General features: G+C 63.1%; 18 protein-coding genes and 1 riboswitch. Of the genes, 8 read left to right on the forward strand and 10 right to left on the reverse strand.

Going from position 1 to position 20,896, the window contains the following annotated elements; translation table 11 throughout:
• Positions 1–46: 46 nt before the first annotated feature.
• Positions 47–260: riboswitch (cobalamin riboswitch) on the reverse strand.
• Positions 261–334: 74 nt separating this feature from the next.
• Complete coding sequence (locus tag IG197_RS11940; RefSeq protein WP_192319003.1) at positions 335–2,095, reverse strand: peptidase domain-containing ABC transporter; 1,761 nt, start codon at positions 2,093–2,095, stop codon at positions 335–337.
• A 358-nt stretch (positions 2,096–2,453) separates the two neighbouring features.
• Between IG197_RS11940 and IG197_RS11945 the strand changes: the two genes are divergently transcribed.
• The 4 genes from IG197_RS11945 to IG197_RS11960 all read left to right on the forward strand — a co-directional run bounded on the left by IG197_RS11945 (position 2,454) and on the right by IG197_RS11960 (position 8,139).
• Complete coding sequence (locus IG197_RS11945) at positions 2,454–4,754, forward strand: TonB-dependent hemoglobin/transferrin/lactoferrin family receptor (protein ID WP_192319006.1); 2,301 nt, start codon at positions 2,454–2,456, stop codon at positions 4,752–4,754.
• Positions 4,755–4,818: 64 nt separating this feature from the next.
• Positions 4,819–6,567: an ABC transporter ATP-binding protein/permease gene (locus IG197_RS11950; protein WP_192319009.1), complete on the forward strand. Its 1,749-nt coding sequence runs from the start codon at positions 4,819–4,821 to the stop codon at positions 6,565–6,567.
• A complete protein-coding gene (locus tag IG197_RS11955) occupies positions 6,564–7,289 on the forward strand; it encodes a hypothetical protein (RefSeq protein ID WP_192319011.1) in 726 nt (241 codons plus the stop codon). The genes IG197_RS11950 and IG197_RS11955 overlap by 4 nt, the downstream gene beginning before the upstream one ends.
• Positions 7,290–7,293: 4 nt before the next feature.
• The gene (locus tag IG197_RS11960) at positions 7,294–8,139 is read left to right on the forward strand and encodes a ChaN family lipoprotein (RefSeq protein ID WP_246765363.1); all 846 of its coding nucleotides are present in this window, start codon (positions 7,294–7,296) and stop codon (positions 8,137–8,139) included.
• A gap of 402 nt (positions 8,140–8,541) precedes the next feature.
• Here the strand turns inward: IG197_RS11960 and IG197_RS11965 are convergent, their stop codons facing one another.
• Complete coding sequence (locus tag IG197_RS11965; RefSeq protein ID WP_067954773.1) at positions 8,542–8,769, reverse strand: hypothetical protein; 228 nt, start codon at positions 8,767–8,769, stop codon at positions 8,542–8,544.
• A gap of 259 nt (positions 8,770–9,028) precedes the next feature.
• Between IG197_RS11965 and IG197_RS11970 the strand changes: the two genes are divergently transcribed.
• From IG197_RS11970 to IG197_RS11985, 4 genes are all read left to right on the forward strand, one after another.
• Complete coding sequence (locus tag IG197_RS11970; protein WP_115729561.1) at positions 9,029–9,343, forward strand: co-chaperone GroES; 315 nt, start codon at positions 9,029–9,031, stop codon at positions 9,341–9,343.
• 40 nt (positions 9,344–9,383) lie between these two features.
• A complete protein-coding gene (groL, locus tag IG197_RS11975; RefSeq protein WP_115729563.1) occupies positions 9,384–11,009 on the forward strand; it encodes a chaperonin GroEL in 1,626 nt (541 codons plus the stop codon).
• A gap of 70 nt (positions 11,010–11,079) precedes the next feature.
• Positions 11,080–11,472 carry a hypothetical protein gene (locus tag IG197_RS11980; protein WP_192319014.1) on the forward strand — a complete coding sequence of 131 codons (393 nt, stop codon included), beginning with the start codon at positions 11,080–11,082 and terminating at the stop codon, positions 11,470–11,472.
• Positions 11,473–11,633: 161 nt separating this feature from the next.
• Positions 11,634–11,798, forward strand: coding sequence for a hypothetical protein (locus IG197_RS11985; protein ID WP_165915975.1), 165 nt, complete (start codon positions 11,634–11,636; stop codon positions 11,796–11,798).
• Between the two features lie 12 nt (positions 11,799–11,810).
• Here the strand turns inward: IG197_RS11985 and IG197_RS11990 are convergent, their stop codons facing one another.
• From IG197_RS11990 to IG197_RS12025, 8 genes are all read right to left on the reverse strand, one after another.
• Positions 11,811–12,380, reverse strand: a complete 570-nt coding sequence (locus tag IG197_RS11990; RefSeq protein ID WP_246765364.1) for a cysteine hydrolase family protein — start codon at positions 12,378–12,380, stop codon at positions 11,811–11,813.
• A gap of 68 nt (positions 12,381–12,448) precedes the next feature.
• A complete protein-coding gene (locus IG197_RS11995; protein WP_371746534.1) occupies positions 12,449–14,020 on the reverse strand; it encodes an FGGY-family carbohydrate kinase in 1,572 nt (523 codons plus the stop codon).
• A 157-nt stretch (positions 14,021–14,177) separates the two neighbouring features.
• Positions 14,178–15,656 carry a mannitol dehydrogenase family protein gene (locus IG197_RS12000; protein WP_192319017.1) on the reverse strand — a complete coding sequence of 493 codons (1,479 nt, stop codon included), beginning with the start codon at positions 15,654–15,656 and terminating at the stop codon, positions 14,178–14,180.
• Positions 15,657–15,834: 178 nt separating this feature from the next.
• On the reverse strand, positions 15,835–16,611 hold the full coding sequence (locus IG197_RS12005; protein ID WP_192319020.1) for an L-iditol 2-dehydrogenase: 777 nt from the start codon (positions 16,609–16,611) through the stop codon (positions 15,835–15,837).
• The gene (locus IG197_RS12010; RefSeq protein WP_154384587.1) at positions 16,608–17,606 is read right to left on the reverse strand and encodes an ABC transporter ATP-binding protein; all 999 of its coding nucleotides are present in this window, start codon (positions 17,604–17,606) and stop codon (positions 16,608–16,610) included. Before IG197_RS12010 ends, IG197_RS12005 begins: the two co-directional genes overlap by 4 nt.
• Positions 17,607–17,627: 21 nt before the next feature.
• Positions 17,628–18,452: a carbohydrate ABC transporter permease gene (locus tag IG197_RS12015; RefSeq protein ID WP_154384586.1), complete on the reverse strand. Its 825-nt coding sequence runs from the start codon at positions 18,450–18,452 to the stop codon at positions 17,628–17,630.
• Between the two features lie 10 nt (positions 18,453–18,462).
• On the reverse strand, positions 18,463–19,335 hold the full coding sequence (locus IG197_RS12020; RefSeq protein WP_154384585.1) for a carbohydrate ABC transporter permease: 873 nt from the start codon (positions 19,333–19,335) through the stop codon (positions 18,463–18,465).
• A 93-nt stretch (positions 19,336–19,428) separates the two neighbouring features.
• Entirely contained in the window at positions 19,429–20,739 is a 1,311-nt protein-coding gene (locus tag IG197_RS12025; RefSeq protein WP_192319021.1) for a sugar ABC transporter substrate-binding protein, read from the reverse strand.
• Positions 20,740–20,896 lie beyond the last annotated feature (157 nt).

The following is a 20,896-nucleotide window of genomic DNA, read 5'->3' on the forward strand; positions in this document are numbered from 1 at the left end:
GCAAGCCGGCAGAACGCAAGCGCACCACCGGACACCCCGCCCGTGGACGTTCAGACTCGATCGCGGCAGGTCTCCTGGCTCGCAGGTCATTGCCGCTGTCTGGCCTTCCCAGCGCCCATTGGCGCCAGTGGCACTACGCGACAGCAACTCACTGCTTACAGTTGCGGGGGCAGCGCCGGCATTGCGAAATCGCGCACCGGCTTCCCTCTTAGCTCCCGAGCTGGAATCAACTCGGAAGAACCACGATGTCTACATGTAGTATGACTGACGGGTGTCGTGTCAACAGGTGGAAGAATCATTTCCACCTCATCGACCGATCAACGCCGGCGGCCGATCAATCCCTGACGTAGTCGCGCCACAGCGCCTGATAGACCGGGCATTCGGCATTCAGAGCCTCATGGCTGCCCGTGCCGACGATCCTGCTATCGTCGAGCACGACGATCATGTCGGCCGAACGCGCCGAGAACAGATGGTGCGTGACGATGATGACGAGGCGGTCGCGGCCGAAGGCCAGCAGCTCACGCTCGAGCGCCATCGCCGATTCGGCGTCGAGCGCCGAAGTAGGTTCGTCGAAAACGGCGATGTGCGGATCGCGCAGCACGGCGCGCGAAATCGCCAGGCGCTGGCGCTGGCCGCCGGAGAAGTTCTGCCCTGCCTGGACCAGTTCGGTGTCGATGCCTTTGGGCAAACCGGCGGTGAACTTGTCGGCGGAGGAAAACGCCAGCGCCTTGTCGATCTCGTCGTCGCGAAGCGGGCGCGGCAGCGACGCCTGAAGGTTCTCGCGGATGGTACCCGAAAACAGTGACGTCTCCTGGTCGACAACACCGATGCGGCCGCGCAGCCAACGCGGATTGTAGGCGCGGACGTCGATGCCGCCGATTGCCACCTTGCCGGCATGATCGCGCTCCAGTCCCAAAAGGACGCGCAGCAGGCTGGACTTGCCGGAGCCATTGCGGCCGACGATCGCCACGACGCCCGTCGCCGGCAGCACCAGGCTGACACCGTTGAGTGCCGCAGCCGTCGCCTCGGGATAGCGGAAGGTCAGATCCTCGACCGTGATCGGGCCGAAATCAGCAGCACGCAGCGCCGGGGCAACGATGGCGCGCTCCGGCTGGCGCTTGAGGAAAGCCGCGAGGGCCGAGACGGTGGCGCTCACCGAATGGAACTGGATCAGGATGCCGGCACTGGTCAGCATCGGCATGGTCGCCCGGGTGACGAGCAGCTGCAGCGCAAGCAGGCCACCGATCGTGAGATCGCCGCGCAGGATGCGCCAGCAGCCGACGAGGACGACGAGCAGCGTCAGGATCTCGCTCAGCAGGCCAAGCGTGAACGAATAGGAGTGCGAGAGGTCGAGTATGTGCCAGCGCGCCTTGATGGCTTCGGCCGACTTCGCGGACCAGCGCCCGATGAAGAAGCGCTCAACCGCATTCGACTTGATGCCGCGGATGTTGCCTACCGTTTCAGCGGTCGCCCCCTGCAGGGCGCCGTTGAGGCGGAACGAGCTGCGGCTCGCCTCGCCCAGCTGGGCATTGGTCTTGCGGGCAAAGGCGGCGAAGATCAGGGCAACGACAAAGGCCAGCAGGCAGATGAGATAGTCGTAGTACAGCGCCACGGCGAACGAGACGGCAGCACCCAACATGGTGAGGAAGAAATTCGGCGCAGCGCTCAGCATGAAGGTGGCGACACGCTGGGATTCGTTGAGGAGGTTGATCGTGCTTCCGCCTGCGGATGCCGAACTCTCATAGGGGATGCGCATGAGGCGGAAGTAGATGCGTCTCGACAGCCGGGCGGTGAACCTTGCGTCCACGTCGTTGATCAGCGAGTTGTGCCAGCGTGAGGTCATGTGCCTGATAACCGCCGCCACGATGGCGATGGCGGCGAACTGGGTCGCTGCCCAACCGTCCTTGCCGACCATGACGCTGTCGACGATCTTCTGCGAAAGGATCGGAACCGTCACCGAGAGCACGATTCCGGCCAGCGAAAGCGCAATGGCAAGAAAAAACTTACGGCGGTAGATGCCCATGATCCGCATCAGTATCCGCCAATCGCCGAGCGGTATCTTGCGCAAGGCGTTCAGTTTCTCTCGAAATTTCATTGCCTAACCGACGCCGCTCGAACAACAGGGACGGGTTCGCTAGGTCATTCGCGCTTTCCTGTCAAATAATATGACAATGATAGTCATATTATTGTGAAACGCTTCGGCGAAAATCGCCCGCCTCGCGGAACGACGAACAAAACAAGTCTTCCAGATCCTCGCCAGCCGTAGCTGGGCGGCGCCGGCATGTGTCTGTTCCAGGTGAGGCCAGGTGTCGCGCCGCGCATCACCCGGCTTGCACACACCGCAGGACCCATTATACAGCCATCACCAATCTTGAGTCACATACTCATATTAACTTACGCCAGCCCTTCGTTCGCGGACAGCCAGCTTTTCCAGATTTTTCGAGGGGGCTGTCATGTCTAACGTTCACACCGGCCGCGGTTCGCGGTCGCAAATGCTTCTGGCCGGCGTTTCGCTTCTGTTGCTGCAATCGGCCGGCATCGCCAGTGCCCAGACGGCAACGACACCGGCCAAGAAGGTCGAGGAAACGAAGCCGCTGCTGAGCAATGAAGAGCGCATCGTGCTCGACAGGCTCGTCGTCACATCGGCGCGCACCACCGGCAAGGTGCTCGACATTCCGATGTCGGTGTCGGTCATCGACCGCGAGACGCTGCAGCGCCATGTCGTCCGCGACATCCAGGACATGGTTCGCTACGAGCCGGGCGTCACCGTCTCGCGCACGACATCGCTTACCAATCCGTTCGGCCAGCTGACCGGCTTCAACATCCGCGCCATGGGCGGCAACCGCGTCCAGATGAGTGTCGACGGCAGCCGCATCCAGGAGCAGATCATCGACGGCAGCCGCGACTTCGTCGACCCCTTCAACATGCGCAGCGCCGAGATCGTACGCGGTCCGAACTCGGTGCTCCAGGGCGCCGATGCGCTGGGTGGCGCAGTCGCATTCCGCACGCTCGACCCCGACGATCTTCTCAACGGCTCGAAGCCATGGGCAGTCGAGATGAAGACCGCCTATGACAGCTACGACGATTCGTTCCGCAAGCAGGTGAGTGCGGCCGCTGAATCCGGCGACTTCAAGTTCCTCGGCAGCTTCGGTCATCTCGGGGCGTCGGAAGGCGATTTCAGCAACAGCCGCGCCGATGGCGGCCAGTGGGGCTGTCCACGCCAGGCGATCTGGCCGTGCAACAAGGCGTTTCCCGCCGACACCGACGCCTTCAACGGTCTGATGAAGCTGCAGTGGAACCCGACCCAGGATCACGAGGTCAAGCTGACCGGCGAGTGGTTCAACCGCAACACGACGATCCAGCAGATGTACGACTCGTCTGCGGGATCGACGTACGTCAACACCAGCTGGCAGCGCGAACTGGAGATGGAGCGTTACAGGCTGGCCCTGTCGCACGACTGGAAGGTCGACGCGCCGTGGCTCGATGAGATCAAGTGGCAGATCTCCTATTCGCCGCAGAAGCGCGACACCTACAGCAATCAGCTGCGCACCTACCCAACGCGCCGCCAACAGAACATCCAGGTCCGCAATTATGGCGAGGATTTCCTCGAGGCCGACGTGCAGGCCAACTCGTCCTTCGAACTGGGCGGCCTGTCGCACAAGCTGACCTATGGTTTCGACGGCGATCTGACCAAGAGCAACTATGACGGCTACAACATCACCAACAACCTGACAGCTGGCACCACGACCATCGCCAACAACCAGGGCTTCAACTTCCCGAAGGTCGACACCGTCCGCGCCGACATCTACCTTCAGGATGAGATCAAGCTGTTCGACGACCGGCTGACCATCACCCCAGGCGCGCGCCTGGCGCACTATTCCATCGATCCCACCGGCGACGCCGACTACAAGCCGAAGCCCGGCTTCGAGCCCAAGAAGATCGACGAGACCAAGCTGATCAAGCGGATCAGCGCGATGTATGAGCTGAACGACACCTATACGCTCTATGCCGGCTATGGCGAAGGCTTCAAGATGCCGACGTCGCAGCAGTTGTTCGTGTCGTCGCTGTCGATCGGTTCCACCGGGCTGGTCGAGGTGATCCCCAATCCGAATTTGAAGCCAGAATTCGTCCGCAGCTACGAGGTGGGCGTGCGCGGGGAGCTCGACAAGGGCTACTTCAGCCTCACCGGCTTCTATGCCGACTACAAGGATTTCATCCGCTCGCTGCAGCCCGTGCCTGGCCCAACCGAGCGATACACCTCGGACAATGTCGAGGACGTGAAGGTCTGGGGCATCGAGTTCGGCGGCGAATACGAGGTCTACGACAACCTCTTCCTCAATGCCTCGATCTCCTACCAAAAGGGCACGCAGCGGATTTCAGCGGGTGCAGCGGAAACGGCCTTCGACGGTGCGGTACCGCTGACCGCGGTGCTGGGCGGGCGTTACCTCATCCCCGACTGGAACCTCGAAACCGAGCTCGTCGCGACCTTCGCCCATGGCGTCACCGAACGCGCCGACCCCAACGCCTTCAAGCCGGGCGGCTATGCGGTGTTCGACGCCTATGCCCGCTGGAAGCCGACCGAAAATGTCGATGTCGACTTCGGCATCCAGAACATCTTCGACCGCCGCTATTTCCCCAATACTCTCACTGGCGTCACCAACGTGATCTCGGGGCCGGTGGCCAACGCCAACAATCCGGAAATGCAGGTGGCTCCAGGTCGCACCTTCAAGCTCGGCGCGACGGTGCGCTTCTGAGCCAGATCGACAGCGATCCGACGCAGGGCATCAAGCCCTGCGTCCTGCATGAAAGGTGCTCGCGGTGACCAACGTCCTCAGGCAGTTCGTTCGCCTGCTCAAGCTCTGCATTGCCGGCAAGGGCGGCAAGACGAGCCTCGTCTACCTCACCGCAGTCATCGCGCTGCAGCTGGCTGGCATCTACTTTACCATCCGGCTGGTGAGCTGGACCTCGGAATTCTACGGCGCGCTGGAGAAGGTCGACGCCAAGGCCGCGGTCTGGCAGATCTGGATTTTTGCAGGCATCGTCGCGGCCAATTCGGTGCGCTCACTGACGGCAGATTACCTGCAGAAAATGTTGCATATCAGGTGGCGCAAGTCGCTGACCGAGGCAGCACTCGGCTCGTGGTTCGCCGACCGCGCCTATTGGCGGCTGACCCAGGGCGACTGCCCGCGCGAGGTCGACAATCCCGACCAGCGCATCGCCGACGATTGCGGCCTGTTCGTCAAGGGCATCCTCGACGAAGGCATCGAGCTGATCACCAGGATCGTCGGTATCTTCTCCTTTCTCGCGCTGCTGTGGGGGCTGTCGACCTTCGCGCTCAACTTCTCGCTGTTCGGTTTCGACGTCTCGATCCCGCGCTACATGGTCTGGGCGGCGTTCATCTATGTCGCGCTGTCGAGCGGGCTGACGCATCTGCTCGGTCGGCCGCTGAAGTCGCTGTTCTACACGCAGCAGAAGCGCGAGGGCGACTTCCGCTTCGCCATGGCGCGCATCCGCCAGTCGGCCGACGAGATCGCGCTGATCGGCGGCGAGAATGTCGAGCGGGCCGGGCTCGACCGCCGCTTCGACGGCATCACGCAGAACTGGCGCAAGCTCGCCGGTCGCGAGTTCCTGCTCGGTTGCTTCACCTTCCCCTACCAGCACACCGTGCTGCGCATTCCGCTGTTCGTTGCCCTGCCCGGCTTCCTCGCCGGCAGCATCGCGCTTGGCGGCCTGATGCAGATCGCCATGGCGTTTTCCAATGTGGTCACCACGCTGTCGTGGTTCATCTTCTCATACAAGCCGCTGTCGAATCTCGTCGCCGCCTCGTCCCGTCTCGACGGCTTCCTTGCCGCAACCGAGGCTGTACGCGGCCGGCCTTCCAGAATCGTCGTCGAGGCGTCGTCAGGCGGCCTGCATCTCCGTGATCTGAAGCTCAGGACACCCCAGGGCCGCGCGCTGCTGTCGATAGCGCGCCTCGATATTCGCGCTGGCGAGACAGTGTGGCTGCGCGGTCAGTCGGGGCTCGGCAAGACCACGCTGCTGAAGGCGATGGCCGGCGGCTGGGATCACGGCGATGGATGCATCAAGATGCCTTCGGCAAGCAAGTTGTTCCTGTCGCAGAATGCCTATTTCCCTCAGGGCGACGTCTTCGGTGCGGTCGCTTATCCCGCGCCGGCAGAGGCCTTTTCCCCGCAGGATCTGCGCCGCGCCATCGAGGCCGTCGGCTTCGGCGACAGCGTCATCCTGCGGCTCGAAGATGCAGCGCAAGGCCATCCGCTGGTGCTGTCGGGCCTCTCCGGTGGCGAACTGCAACGCTTGGCGCTGGCCCGCGCACTGGTGCTCAAGCCGGATTGGCTGTTCCTCGACGAAGCGACAAGCGCGCTCGACGAGGCTGCCGAGGCTGAGCTCTTCGCGGTGCTCAAGACGCATCTGCCGGCAACGACATTCGTCATCGTTTCGCACGGCACCCCCAAGGCACTGGGGACCCTGCGTGTCATCGATCTCGAGCCGAAAGACGAAGCGGCAAACGAAAATCCAGTCCTGCAATCGCATAGGAAATACCCATGACCGCCCGCACGCCCCACAAACGCGAACGCCTCGACGTCGCACCCGCCGCCCTGCTTGCGCGGCTGCCGGCCATCGGCCGGGTTATAATCAATTCGGAACGCCGGGGCGCCACCCACGAACGTATCGGATCGGTCGAAAAGGTTCGCATCGAGGATGGCTGGCTGGTTTGCGAAGGCGCCGAGCACGACTCCCGCATCGAGCTGGCGGCAATCGCCACCGTCATCGTCGACCGCACGTCGGTGATGCGTGAGAAATCCTATCCGCGTATCGAACTGCGTGGCGCCGACGGTGAGAGCATCGCCAACGTCACCGGCTTCGAGGGGCTCGACCCGCTCGACGCCGTGCTTGCGGCTTTCCCGCAGGGCACCGAGCTTCCTGTCGAAGAGCGCAAAGGCAACGGCCTGGACGAGCGCAAGGAGCTCGACGCCAACGATGTCGGGCTCGCGCCGTTCGCGGCTGCCGAGCGCTGCGGCGGCCGCGTCAGGATCGAGTTCAGCCGTCCGTCCTTCTGGCAGGCCTGGGAAGGCGACATGCCGGCGGTCAAGCCCGTCATGGGCTACGTCAACGTCATGCGGCCGGACTTCCATCTTCATCTCAAGGGCGGTTCGGTCGGCGGCTGGCGCCGCGAAGACGGCACCGATCAGCTGCGCTTTGTTGCCCTGGCCGCTGACGGCGCCGAGACGGGGCTCACCGTCAGCGGCGCGCCGGCGAGCTTCGGGTGACGCCGTGACCAACACTTGGAACCACCCTGTCGCCAGCTGGCTCGACCCCGACAGCGGAGCGCTGCTCGATCATCCCACGCTGATGCGGGAGGTTGCGCAGAGCAACGTGCTGCTGCTCGGCGAAACGCACGACCGCTACGACATCCATCGGTGGCAGTTGCATGTCTGCACGGCGATGCGGACGTTGCGCAACGACATCGCCATCGGCTTCGAGATGTTTCCGCGCCGGTTGCAGCCGGTGCTGGACCAATGGGTCGCCGGCAGTCTCGAGCGGGACGAATTTCTGAAGGCTGCCGAATGGGGCAAGGTCTGGGGGTTCCCGGCCGAGCTCTACCTGCCGATCTTCCATTTCTGCCGCGAGTTTGGCGCGCCGATGCTGGCGCTCAATTGCTACCGCGAACTGGTGACGCGGGTCGGCAAGGAAGGCTGGGACGCCGTTCCTGTCGACGAGCGTGACGGGCTCACGCCTTCGGCGAGTGCCACGCCGGCCTACCGGCAATATCTGTTTGGCATCACCGGCGGCGGCTCGCCTAGGCGCAAGGTGACTTCGCCCCAAGCGCCGGATTTCGACCGGTTCGTCAGGGCGCAGCAGACATGGGATCGGGCGTTTGCCTGCAACATCGCCAGGATGCAGGCGACCGACAGTCCGCCTCTGGTGATCGGCATCATCGGACGCGGACATCTCGAATTCGGCCACGGCACGCCGTTCCAGCTCAAGGATCTCGGCATCGACAAGGTGACGACGCTGATGCCCAACGACGCGTCGCAAGTCGACCGGGACAAGGTCAGGGGAATTGCCCGGGCGCTGTTTCGGCTGCAGCCGAAAGCCGACGCCAGACCAGGCACTTGAGGCGGGCACAACAGTCGGGAAAAGCGCTCCAGAAAAGGAAAAAGCGGGCATAGGCCCGCTTCCCTCTGGCTCCTGAGACTTGCATGCCGCCGGTACATTCGTGGTCGGCCAGCTGTCAATCAGGGCAAATGCAGCATTCCGCGGCAAAACCCACCATCGTATCTCGATGAGCGTTTCGCTCCCGGCGGAGTGCCGATGTGCCTCATATGGGGAGGGATGTTCTACAAAACAATAGGCTAGCTGACAGCAAGGCCGGCATTCTCGATCGTACATCGACCGACTGGCATCCTGCCTCGCTCATCAGCCCGAAAATCGGAGTCGTTTTTCGGAAAGCACGACGCCCAGGTGCGTACACATGGGCTGACGCTCCAGGCAGGATTGGCAGTCAGGAGATGCCGGTTGCTACTTTGCAGCGCGCGCCACGCGCTTCTTCTTCGCTTCCACGGGTTTCAGCGCCTCGGCAGCGCGGTCAGCCTCGTCCTTGGCCAAGCGCAATTCCCGTAACTTTGCTGTCTTGATGGCCCGGGCTTTTGCTTCTGACTGATAATCGGCCATGGCGCTGTTGCGCTCCGCTGCCTTCTTCTGTGCCTCGATCGAACGGGACTGCGCTTTTTCCAGAAAATTTTCCATGACTACATCCAATATCTGAAATCCTCTTCGTGCGCGGAAAATAAAAATTCCACTGCACCTTAAATAAGGTTTCTCCGCTCAGAATTCAAATTTCTTGCCTATTTTGTCACTGAGTCAAACTTTGAGCCGCCGCTGGCGCCTGTTATTTTTGAATACTCTCGTGCATAGCGAATAATTTTTGGCACTCCTGTCATTCGAGTGCCAAAGGGCGTACATAGGTGATGCGGTCCCCTATGCGCCGGCTGCAGAAAGAACATTCATGAAATTCCGACCACTTCACGACCGCGTCGTCATTCGGCGCGCCGAAGGCGATATCAAATCCAAGGGCGGCATCATCATTCCCGACAATGCCAAGGAAAAGCCCCAGCAGGGCGAAGTCGTCGCTGTCGGCCCCGGCTCGCGCGACGAAGGTGGCAAGCTGATCCCGCTCGACGTAAGGGCCGGCGACATCGTGCTGTTCGGCAAATGGTCGGGCACGGAGGTCAAGATCGACGGCGCGGATCTCCTGATCATGAAGGAGGCCGACATCATGGGCATCGTCGACACGAGCGAAGCGGCGAACAAGGCCGCCTGATCCGGCTCTGCGACCTCAAGAACGAATTGGACGAAAAGTCATGTCTGCCAAGGAAATCAAATTTTCGACCGATGCCCGCGACCGGATGTTGCGCGGCGTCGAGCTGCTCAACAACGCCGTCAAGGTGACGCTCGGCCCTAAAGGCCGCAACGTCATCATCGACCGCGCCTATGGCGCGCCGCGCATCACCAAGGACGGCGTCACCGTCGCCAAGGAGATCGAGCTTTCCGACAAGTTCGAGAACATGGGCGCGCAGATGGTGCGGGAAGTGGCCTCGAAGACCAACGACCTCGCCGGCGATGGCACAACGACGGCAACGGTGCTGGCTGCATCCATCCTCCGCGAAGGCGCCAAGCTGGTAGCCGCCGGCATGAACCCGATGGACCTCAAGCGCGGCATCGATCTTGCCGTGGCTGCCGTGGTCAAGGACATCCAGGCGCGCGCCAAGAAGGTCAAGTCTTCGGACGAGATCGCCCAGGTCGGCACCATCGCCGCCAATGGCGATGCCTCTGTCGGCGCCATGATCGCCAAGGCCATGGACAAGGTCGGCAATGAGGGCGTCATCACCGTAGAGGAAGCAAAGACCGCCGAGACCGAACTCGACGTCGTCGAAGGCATGCAGTTCGACCGCGGTTACCTCAGCCCATACTTTGTCACCAATGCCGACAAGATGCGTGCCGAACTGGAAGACCCCTACATCCTCATCCACGAGAAGAAACTCGGCAATCTGCAGGCCCTGCTGCCAATCCTCGAAGCGGTGGTCCAGAGCGGCAGGCCGCTGCTCATCATCTCCGAAGATGTCGAAGGCGAGGCCTTGGCCACGCTCGTCGTCAACAAGCTGCGTGGCGGCCTGAAGGTCGCCGCCGTCAAGGCACCCGGCTTCGGCGATCGCCGCAAGTCGATGCTGGAAGACATTGCGGTCCTGACCGCCGGCCAGATGATCTCGGAGGATCTCGGCATCAAGCTCGAGAACGTCACCATCGAGATGCTCGGCCGGGCCAAGCGCGTGCTCATCGACAAGGACACGACAACCATCATCGATGGCTCCGGCGGCAAGGACGGTATTGCAGCCCGGATCGCACAGCTGAAGATGCAGATCGAGGAAACCACCTCCGACTACGACAAGGAGAAGCTGCAGGAACGCCTGGCGAAGCTCGCTGGTGGGGTCGCCGTCATCCGCGTCGGCGGGGCAACCGAGACCGAGGTGAAGGAAAAGAAGGATCGCATCGACGATGCGCTGAACGCCACGCGTGCTGCCGTCGAAGAAGGCATCGTCGCCGGTGGCGGCGTGGCCCTGCTGCGCGCCAAGGCAGCGCTTGATACGCTCACCGGAGCGAACGCCGACGTTACCGCCGGCATTTCGATCGTGCTGAAGGCGCTCGAGGCGCCGATCCGGCAGATCGCCGACAACGCCGGCGTCGAAGGCTCCGTCGTCGTCGGGAAGCTGATGGAAAGCAAGGATGCCAATCTGGGCTTCAATGCGCAGACAGAAGCCTATGTCGACATGATCAAGGCCGGCATCGTCGATCCCGCCAAGGTCGTTCGCACGGCCCTGCAGGATGCAGGCTCGGTCGCCGCCCTGCTGATCACCGCCGAGGCCATGATCGCCGACAGTCCGGCGAAGGAAGCCTCCAACGGCGGCAGCCCAGCCGGCATGGGTTACTAAGCGACACCTGAACCATCTGGCCGCGATGCGGCTGGATGATGACTTCCCACTATCAACAAGGAACGTTTCCATGGCTATGCAGAGCAACCAGAAGCAGTCCCTCGCCGCACGTTGGGAAAGCTACCAGCCGTCCAAATCAACGCTTGTCTGGACATGCGTCGGCACCGCCGTCGCCACGATGATCGTCGGCTTCAGCTGGGGCGGCTGGGTCACCGGCGGCAGTTCGCAGACACTTGCGCAGACGGCCGGCGACGTGGCCCGCGGTCAGCTCGCCTCGACCATCTGCGTCGAGCGGTTCAATGCGGCCCCCGACGCAGCGGCAAAGCTGGTCGAACTGAAGGCCAAGTCGGTCGGTTATGACAGGCAGAAGTTCGTCGAGACCGGCGGCTGGGCCACCATGCCGGGCGAAACCTCCCCCGACCGCCGCGCCTCCATCGGCTGCGCTACCGCGCTCGCAGCCTGATATCTGGCGTATCTTCCTACGTCCGTGCCGGAGACACCGGCGCGGACAGTTCGCAATCTGTTGTCAAACTCAGCCTGATTTTCTTCCCGAAAGACTAGTGCTGCCGCCGCCAGGACATTTCCCGGCGGGCTCCTCGGCTTCAGCAGAATAGGATTTCGCCCATGATCAAGTTTACAAGCAAGACTGGCACGCCGCCGAAGCCGGCAGATGCCGAAGAGAACCGGTTTGATTTCATCCGCAGGACAGCAGCCGCGCAGCACAAGAAGTCGGACGATGATACCAGGCGGCGCGAGCAGCAAGCTGCAGAAGACGACCAAACGGATTGAATGGCCGGGCAGTTAGCCCGCTTGGTGGCGGGCAAATTTGACGTCGCCCGCCGAAGCCACGATCGTCACCTCGTCGCCCAACGACCATTCGGCCGCCCGCGCGGCGAGGTGCGCCGGAACGCCTTCAGAGCCGCCCGGACCAGGCGGCACGTCGTAAGTGGCATGGCCGTCATGCGGCAGGATCACGCCATAGCCGATCGCCATCGCGGTTCGGGCCGTCGCCGCTAGGCACATCTCCGACAGCATGCCGCAGATGGCGACGGTTTCCACGCCGGCTGCCACCAGCAAGTCGTTCAGGTCGGTGCCGCCGAAGCCATCATCGACCTGCTTGCGCACGACATGCTCGCCAGGGAGCGGCGAGAAATGCAGCTGCCAGCCTGACGTATCCGGCTCGTCGACGGCGCCTACCGGGCCGTCGTTCTGGATGAAGATGACGGGCACGCCCGACGCTCGCGCATTCTTGAGCAACGTCGCCACTGCTGCCAGAAGCCGCGCATGGCCCGGTACCGCCTCGACGCCAGACACGAACGCGTTCTGGACGTCGACAACGACCAGGGCCGCGGCGGTCGGAGCCTCGTCCACGTCAGTTCTTGGAGTTGCCTGCACCACTATTCCCCTCGGCTGGATCAACAGGGGATATGGTGAGCGGCTCAGCCGATGTCATCGAGCGCCTTGCGCTGGCGGTGCATTTCGAGGAACACCCGGTAATCACGGTCGAAACGTTGCTTCGCCGAGGGGGTGGGCCGGCGCGCGCGGCCTTCCTGGCGCATCGCCGTACAAGCCCCGGTGAGACTTGGATAGAGCCCGGCCGCGGCAGCTGCCGCCATCGCCGTTCCCAGCAGCACTGCATCCCCGCCCAGCGGCTCGACGACGGTGCAGCCGGTGGCGTCGGCATAGAGTTCCATCAGCAGCGGATTGCGGGTGTGGCCGCCGGTGACATGCAGCGTGTCGATGCCGTAGCCATTGGCATTGAGCGCGTCGAGCACATGGCGCAGGCCGAGCGCGATGGCGACCGCGGTACGCCAGTAGAGCCGACACAAGCTGTCGAAGGATGAATCGAGCGTCAGCCCGCTGATCACGCCGAGCGCATGCGGGTCGGCGAGCGGCGAGCGGTTGCCGTGGAAGTCGGGCAGTACATGAAGGCGACCGGCGAGGTCGAGGCCCTCGACGGCGCGCAGGTCCATGATGCGCTCGGTAATGCGCAGGTGCAGCGCAGCGTCGGGTTCGCCGCCGGCGCCGTGCCAGCGAATGACGTGGTCGAGCAGCGCACCCGTCGCCGACTGGCCGCCTTCGCTCAGCCACAGGCCGGGCAATGCAGCGCCGAAATACGGCCCCCAGACACCGGCAAAGGCGCGCGGCTCGGGCGACATCGCCATGACACAACTCGAGGTGCCGGCAATCAGCGCGAGATGGCGCTCGATACCGGACAGGCCGCCGATGACGCCTATGGCGCCGGCAAAGGCGTCGATCATGCCCGCACCGACGCGGCAGGCCGTGGTCAGGCCGAGCGCCGCGGCGGCGATAGGCGTGAGCGGACCGAGGTCGGCGCCGACCGGGCTGGCGCGCTCGGGCAGAGCGGCATGCTCGAAGATGTCGGCGAGGCCGACCGCCGCAAAGAAATCGTGACGCCAGGCCTCACGTTCGTGGGCCAGATAGGTCCATTTGGCGGTCAGCGTGCATTGCGAGCGGGCGAACGAGCCTGAGGCCTTGTGGCTGAGAAAATCGGCAAGGTCGAAAAGCTGCCCGGTTCGCGCCCAGCTCTGCGGCAAGTGACGCTTGACCCACATCAGCTTGGGCGTCGCCATCTCCGGCGACATCACCCCACCGGCATAACCGAGCACGTCATGGCGGGTCTCGGTGCATTCGTCGGCCTCGGCCAGTGCGCGATGATCGAGCCAGACGATGGTGTCCCAACGCTGCTCGCCATTGCTCGAAATACCAACCTGCTCGCCCGCCCTGCCCCGGAACACCGTCGAGCATGTCGCATCGAAGCTGATACCCACAATTTCAGCCGGGTCGACGCTGGCAGCCTTGCGGGCTCCGTGCACAGCGTCGCAGACAGCCGACCAGATCTGCTCGGAGTCATGCTCGCAATGGCCCGATGGCGAGCGGTTCATGACGATGGGATGTTCAGCGCGCCCGAGCAGCTTGCCTGCGGCATCGAAGATGCCGGCGCGCGCGCTGCCGGTACCGACATCGACCGCACATAGATAGGCCGCCATCAGAACGACGACGCCCCGAACGGCGCGACCGCGCGACAGCCAGAGCCTTCCGGCGGCGAGTTCAGATGAGGCAAGGACGTGGAGATCAACACCATGACGCGCAGTCTATATGCGCGCCATGGCCAATTCCAGCGGTCAGCGACGCCCCGGATTTGGTTCAGAGGCGATCGCCGAGATAGCGCGTCAATGTCTCCTGCGTGCCCAACTGCCAGAGCATGTCGAGGCTGTCGCCAAAGGCAGCCGCGAAGGCTGCGGATTTGCCGACATCGCCATAGATGTCCTCCATCGCAAGCCAGGTCGCAGGCGCATTCTTCGCCGCCTGCGCTGTTCGTTGCAGGCGGTCCCAACTCGGGTCATTGGGTTCGATGATGGCACCGGAATCGGTCACCCCGAAGCAATAGCGGCACCAGAGTGCCGATTCGAGCGCCAGCCCCGATATGCCAGCGCCCGCTTTCAGGCGATCCGATATGGTCGGGATGATGAATTTCGGCTGCCGGTTGGAACCGTCGAGACAGAGGCGGCGGACGGTGTCGCCGATCTTGGGATTGGAAAACCGGCGCTCGATGAGCTGGCAATACTCCTCCAGCACCACGCCGGGTACCGGCGGCACCGTGGGCATGATCTCCTCGCGCTCCAGCTTGGCCAGGAAGGCGCGCACCAGCGGATTTTCCATCGCCTCGTGGACGAAATGAATGTCCATCAACCCGGCGGGATAGGCGATCGTGGCGTGGCCGCCATTGAGGATGCGGATCTTCATCAGCTCGAACGGAGCGACGTCATGGACGAACTGGACGCCGACCTTTTCCAGCGCCGGACGGCCGTCAGTGAAATGGTCTTCCATCACCCATTGCTTGAACGGCTCGCAGAACACCGGCCAGCTGTCCTCGACGCCGAAGTCGCTGGCGAGAATGCCGCGCTCGCGATCGGTGGTGGCGGGCGTGATGCGGTCGACCATCGAGTTCGGAAAAGCGACGTTATCGCGGATCCAGTCGGCGAAGGTTTCGTCCGCGAGCCGCGCCAGGCCGATCACCGCATCGGCCGTGACCCGGCCATTGTGGGGAATGTTGTCGCAGGACATCACGGTGAATGGCACGCCCCCGTCCTGGCGACGACGCCGGAGGCCGGCGAGGATGATGCCGAAGACGGTCCGGGGCGCCGCGACGTTCTGCGCGTCGGCGACGATATCGGGATGGGTCGGGTTGAAGATGCCCGACGCCGGATCGATGAAATAGCCGCCCTCGGTGATGGTCAGCGAGACGATGCGGATCGCCGGGTCGGCGAGACGTTCGATGACGGCCGCAGCATCGCCGGGGGTCAGGAAATCGACCATGACCGAGGTGACGCGGGCGCTCATATGGCCGCTGTCCTGCTCGACGACTGATGTCAGCCAGTCCTGCCCGGCGAGCTTCGCTTGTCCGGCCTTCTCGCCCTCGAACACGCCCGCGCCGACGATCGCCCAGTCATGTCCGAGGCCGGTGTTGAACAGCTCGTCGAGATAGATCGCCTGGTGCGAGCGATGGAAGTTGCCGACGCCGAAATGGACGATACCGGCCTTCAGCGAGGCGCGGTCGTAAGTCGGCCGCGCGACCTTGGCAGGCAAATCCGGCAGTGTGGCGAGGGAGAGCTTCACGGTCATGGTTCGACGCTTTCCTGTTTAGGCGCCGACTTTCGCGACACCTTCTCCCCTTGCGGGAAAAGGTGGATCGGCGCGCAGTGCCGAGACGGATGAGGGTTGCTGGACGGAGCGTCACACTGGAACACCCCATCCGACCTCGCCCCACTCGGCCACCCTCTCCCCAGGGGAGAAGGACATTTCAACTCATCCAGTTGCCGCCATCGACGTTGTAGGTCTGGGCGACGACATATTGGCTCTCGGCTCCGGCGAGGAAGATCGCCATGCCGACGAGGTCTTCGGCGGTGCCCATGCGGCCAAAGGGAACGGCCTCGCCGACGAGGCGCTTCTTCTCGCCGCGGGGCCGGTTCTCGTAACGGGCGAACAGCTCGTCGACATGCTCCCAATGCTCGCCCTCGACCACGCCGGGGGCGATGGCATTGACGTTGATGCCATGCTTGATCAGGTCGAGCCCGGCCGACTGGGTCAGGCTGATGACAGCCGCCTTGGTGGCGCAATAGACGGCGACGAGCGCTTCGCCACGACGCCCGGCCTGGCTCGCCATGTTGATGATCTTGCCGCCCTTACCCCGTGCGATCATCGAGCGGGCGGCGGCCTGCAAGGTGAACAAGGTGCCGGCGACGTTGACCGAAAACAGCCGGTCGTAACTCGCCCTGGAAATCTCGACGATCGGGCCGAGATCGAACAGCGCGGCGTTGTTGACCAGTATGTCGAGCCCGCCGGTCTTCTGCTCGACGACCTTGATCGCCGCCTCGATCGAGCTCTGGTTGGTGACGTCAAGGCTGACGGCATAGGCCGACGGGCCGACTTCGGCTGCCGTCTTCATCGCCGCGTCGAGATTGATGTCGCCAATGGCGACCCTAGCCCCCTCGCGGATGTACGCCTCGGCAAACACCCTGCCTATACCGCGCGCTGCCCCTGTGATGAGCACCGACTTGCCCTCGAGACGACCGCTCACATGGCCCTCCCGTCGGCGCCGAAACGGTGGATCTTGTTCGGGCTCGGTGTCAGGTAGACAGTTTCGCCATGGCGCACGCCAAGCTCGCCATCGGCCCGTACCGTGAGCGTGCCGACGTCGCCTGCCTGGACATGCAGGAACGTGTCGGAGCCGAGATGTTCGGCGACGCCGACTGTCGCCTTCCACTCGCCTGATGTGGTCGAGATGCCCAGATGCTCGGGTCGCACGCCGATCGTCGTCGCGCCATGCTTGGCGGCGGCGGTGCCGTTGATCAGGTTCATCTTGGGCGAACCGATGAAGCCGGCGACGAACAGGTTCTTCGGCGTCTTATAGAGTTCCATCGGCGAGCCGACCTGCTCGATGTTGCCGGCGTTCAGCACCACGATCTTGTCGGCCATGGTCATGGCCTCGACCTGGTCGTGGGTGACGTAGATCATCGTCGTCTTGAGCTGGTGGTGCAGCTCGCTGATCTCCAGCCGCATCGTGCCGCGCAACGCGGCGTCGAGATTGGACAGAGGCTCGTCGAACAGGAAGGCCGAGGGTTGGCGCACGATGGCGCGGCCGATGGCGACGCGCTGGCGCTGGCCGCCCGAGAGCTGGCCGGGACGGCGCTCGAGATAGTTGGTCAGGTTCAGCACACGCGCCGCGTCCTTGACCTTCTTGTCGATGACGGCTGCGTCCTCGCCCGCCATTTTCAGCGGGAAGGCGATGTTCTTGTAGACGGTCATATGCGGATAGAGCGCGTAGGACTGGAACACCATCGCCAGCCGGCGCTTGGCCGGCGCCTCGCCGGTAACATCGCGCCCATCGATGCTGATGCTGCCGCCTGACGTGTCCTCCAATCCTGCGATCAGCCGGAGCAAGGTCGACTTGCCGCAGCCCGATGGCCCGACGAAGACGACGAATTCGCCGTCTTCGATCTGGAGATCGATCTCCGGGATGATTGTCGTTGCGCCGAATGACTTCGACACTTTCTTGAGGGTGATGTTTCCCATGGTTTCCTCCCGCGGGGTCGACTACTTCACGGCGCCGAATGTCAGGCCGCGGACGAGCTGGCGCTGGGAGAACCAGCCCATGATCAGGATCGGTGCGATGGCGAGCGTCGATGCCGCCGACAGTTTCGCCCAGAAAAGCCCCTGTGGACTGGAGAACGAAGCGATGAAGGCGGTCAGCGGTGCTGCGTTGGTGGTTGTCAGGCGGATCGTCCAGAAGGCCTCGTTCCACGCCAGGATGATGTTGAGCAGCATGGTCGAGGCGATGCCGGGTACCGCCATCGGCGTCAGCACATGGACGATTTCGCCCCATAGGGTGGCGCCGTCCATGCGTGCGGCTTCAAGAATCTCGCCGGGGATTTCGCGGAAGTAGGTGTAGAGCATCCACACCACGATCGGCAGGTTGATCAGCATCAGCATGACCGTCAGCCCGATGCGGGTGTCGAGCAGGTTGGCGTCGCGGAAGATCAGGTAGATCGGCACCAGCACGGCGACAGCCGGCATCATCTTGGTGGAGAGCATCCACATCAGGATGTCCTTGGTCCGCTTGGTCGGCGAAAACGCCATCGACCAGGCGGCCGGAATGGCGATCAGCAACGCCAGGATCGTCGAGCCGACAGCGATGACCACCGAGTTCAGGAAGAACTTGAAATAGTTGCTCTGCGCCTGAACCTCGGCGTAGCTCTCCAGCGTGCCCGAAGGCACCAGGCTGAAGCCGGCGATCGCCTCGGTCTCCGACTTGAAGCTGGTGATGATGGTGTAGAGGATCGGGAAGAAGATCAGCAGGGCAACCACCCAGGCTGCAACGGTGAAGCCGATCTTGCGACGTGTCGAAACTGCGCGTGCCATCGTCTCCTCCTCACTTGTCCAGGTTCTTGCCGACGGCGCGCATCAGGAAGAAGGCGACGATGTTGGCAAGGATGACTGCGATGATGCCGCCGGCCGAAGCGCCGCCGACGTCGTAGCCGAGCAGTGCCGTGCGGTAGATCAGGAATGGCAGGTTGGTTGAGGCGTAGCCCGGGCCGCCATTGGTGGTGACAAGAATCTCGGCGTAGACGCCGAGCAGGAAGATCGTCTGGATCAGGATGACGACCGTTATGGCGCGCGAGATGTGCGGGATCGTCAGATAGATGAAGCGGCTGACGAAGCCGGCGCCGTCCATCTCGGCGGCTTCCTTCTGCTCGCCGTCAAGCGATTGCAGCGCCGTCAACAGGATCAGCGTCGCGAATGGCAGCCATTGCCAGGCGACGATGATGATGATCGAAAACAGTGGGTACTGCGCAAACCAGTCGACAGGCTGGGCGCCGAAGAACTTGGCGATGTCGGCGAACACGCCATAGCCCGGATGCATGATCATGTTCTTCCACACCAGTGCGGCCACCGGCGGCATGACGAAGAAAGGCGAGATCACGAGGATGCGGACGATGCCCTGGCCGAACATCGGCTGGTCGAGCAAAAGCGCCAGCGCGATGCCGCCAACGACGGTGATCAACAACACCCCGACCACCAGCACCAGCGTGTTCCAGATCGATTGGAAGAAGGCCGGATCGGTGTAGAAGAACTTGTAGTTGAACAGGCCGGCAAAGCTGACATTGGCCGGATTGAGCAGATTATAGTTCTGGAACGAGAACCACAGGGTCATCGCCAGCGGCACGATCATCCAGATGAAAAGGAGGATCACCGAAGGCGCCATCATCAGGCGCGCCAGCGAACTGGTCTGTCGAGTAGCCATGGCGATCACCCCGGTTCGGACAGATGATGTTTCAGGTCACCGAAAGGGGCCGTCCGGACTGGGAGACCGGACGGCCAGGCAGGGAGGATCTGCCTATTTGATGTAACCGGCGCGGGTCATCTCACGGACCGCTGCGGTCTGTGCACCGGCAAGCGCGTCATCGACGCTCGACTGGCCGGCGAGTGCCGCCGAGAACAACTGGCCGACCGTCGTGCCCAGCCCCTGGAACTCGGGAATGGCGACGAACTGGACGCCGACATAAGGCACCGGCTTGACGGTGGGCTTGGTCGGATCGGCCGAGTGGATCGAGTCGAGCGTCATCTTGGCGAAGGGCGCGGCCTTCTGGTACTCGGGGTTGTTGTAGAGCGAGGTGCGCGTGCCGGGCGGAACGTTGGCCCAACCTTCCTTCGAGGCGACAAGGTCGAGATAGCCCTTGCCGGTCGCCCATGAGACGAACTTCTGCGCCGCCTCGGCCTTTTGCGTGCCGGCCGGAATGCCGAGCGACCATGCCCACAGCCAGTTGCCGCGCTTGCCGAGACCGGTGTCGGGAGCAAGCGCATAGCCGACCTTGTCGGCGACCGTCGAATCCTTCGGATTGGAGACGAAGGAGGCAGCGACGGTGGCATCGATCCACATGCCGCACTTGCCCTGCTGGAACAGCGCCAGGTTCTCGTTGAAGCCGTTGGAGGAGGCACCGGACGGGCCGGCGTCCTTCATCAGGTCGACATAGAACTGCAGTGTTTTCTTCCATTCGGGCTGGTCGAACTGCGGCTGCCATTTCTCATCGAACCAGCGCGCGCCGAACGAGTTGGACATGGCGGTCAGGAAGGCCATGTTCTCGCCCCAGCCAGCCTTGCCGCGCAGGCAGATGCCGTTGATGTCGGCGGCGCGGTCGGTCATCTTGCGCGCCGCGTCGGCGATGAAATCCCAGGTCGGCGCGTCGGGCATGGTCAGCCCTGCCTTCTCCATCAGATCCTTGCGGTACATGACGAACGAGCTCTCGCCATAGAAGGGCGCGGCGTAGAGCTTGCCATCAGCCGAAAGGCCACCGGCGATGGCCGGGATGATGTCTGCGGCGTCGTAGTCGGCACCAAGGTTGTCGAGCGGCAAGAGCCACTGCTGCTTGGCCCAGATTGGAACCTCGTAGGTGCCGATGGTCATCACATCATACTGGCCGCCCTTGGTGGCGATGTCGGTGGTGACGCGCTCGCGCAGCACGTTCTCTTCGAGCGTGACCCATTCGAGCTGGATGTCGGGATTTTTGGCGGTGAAGTCGTCCGTCAGCTTCTGCATGCGGACCATGTCGCCATTGTTGACAGTGGCGATGGTGATGGTCTCGGCATGAGCGGCAAACGCAAGCGCGCTCGCTCCGCACAGGCCCAGGAAGAGCGTGTTCAGTTTCATCGAATTCCTCCCAAAAGCCAAAGTGAGCATTTGCCTTGGCTGTGGGCAATTATTCATCTGATGTGATTTATGTCAAGCGGGAATCTGGACATGACAGTGCAACCGCCAGTCCGGCGGGCGACGCGCAGGAAAGAATGCCGGGAAATGGCGTAAGACG

Source organism: Aminobacter sp. SR38, from assembly GCF_014843375.1.
GTDB classification, from domain to species: Bacteria; Pseudomonadota; Alphaproteobacteria; order Rhizobiales; family Rhizobiaceae; genus Aminobacter; species Aminobacter ciceronei.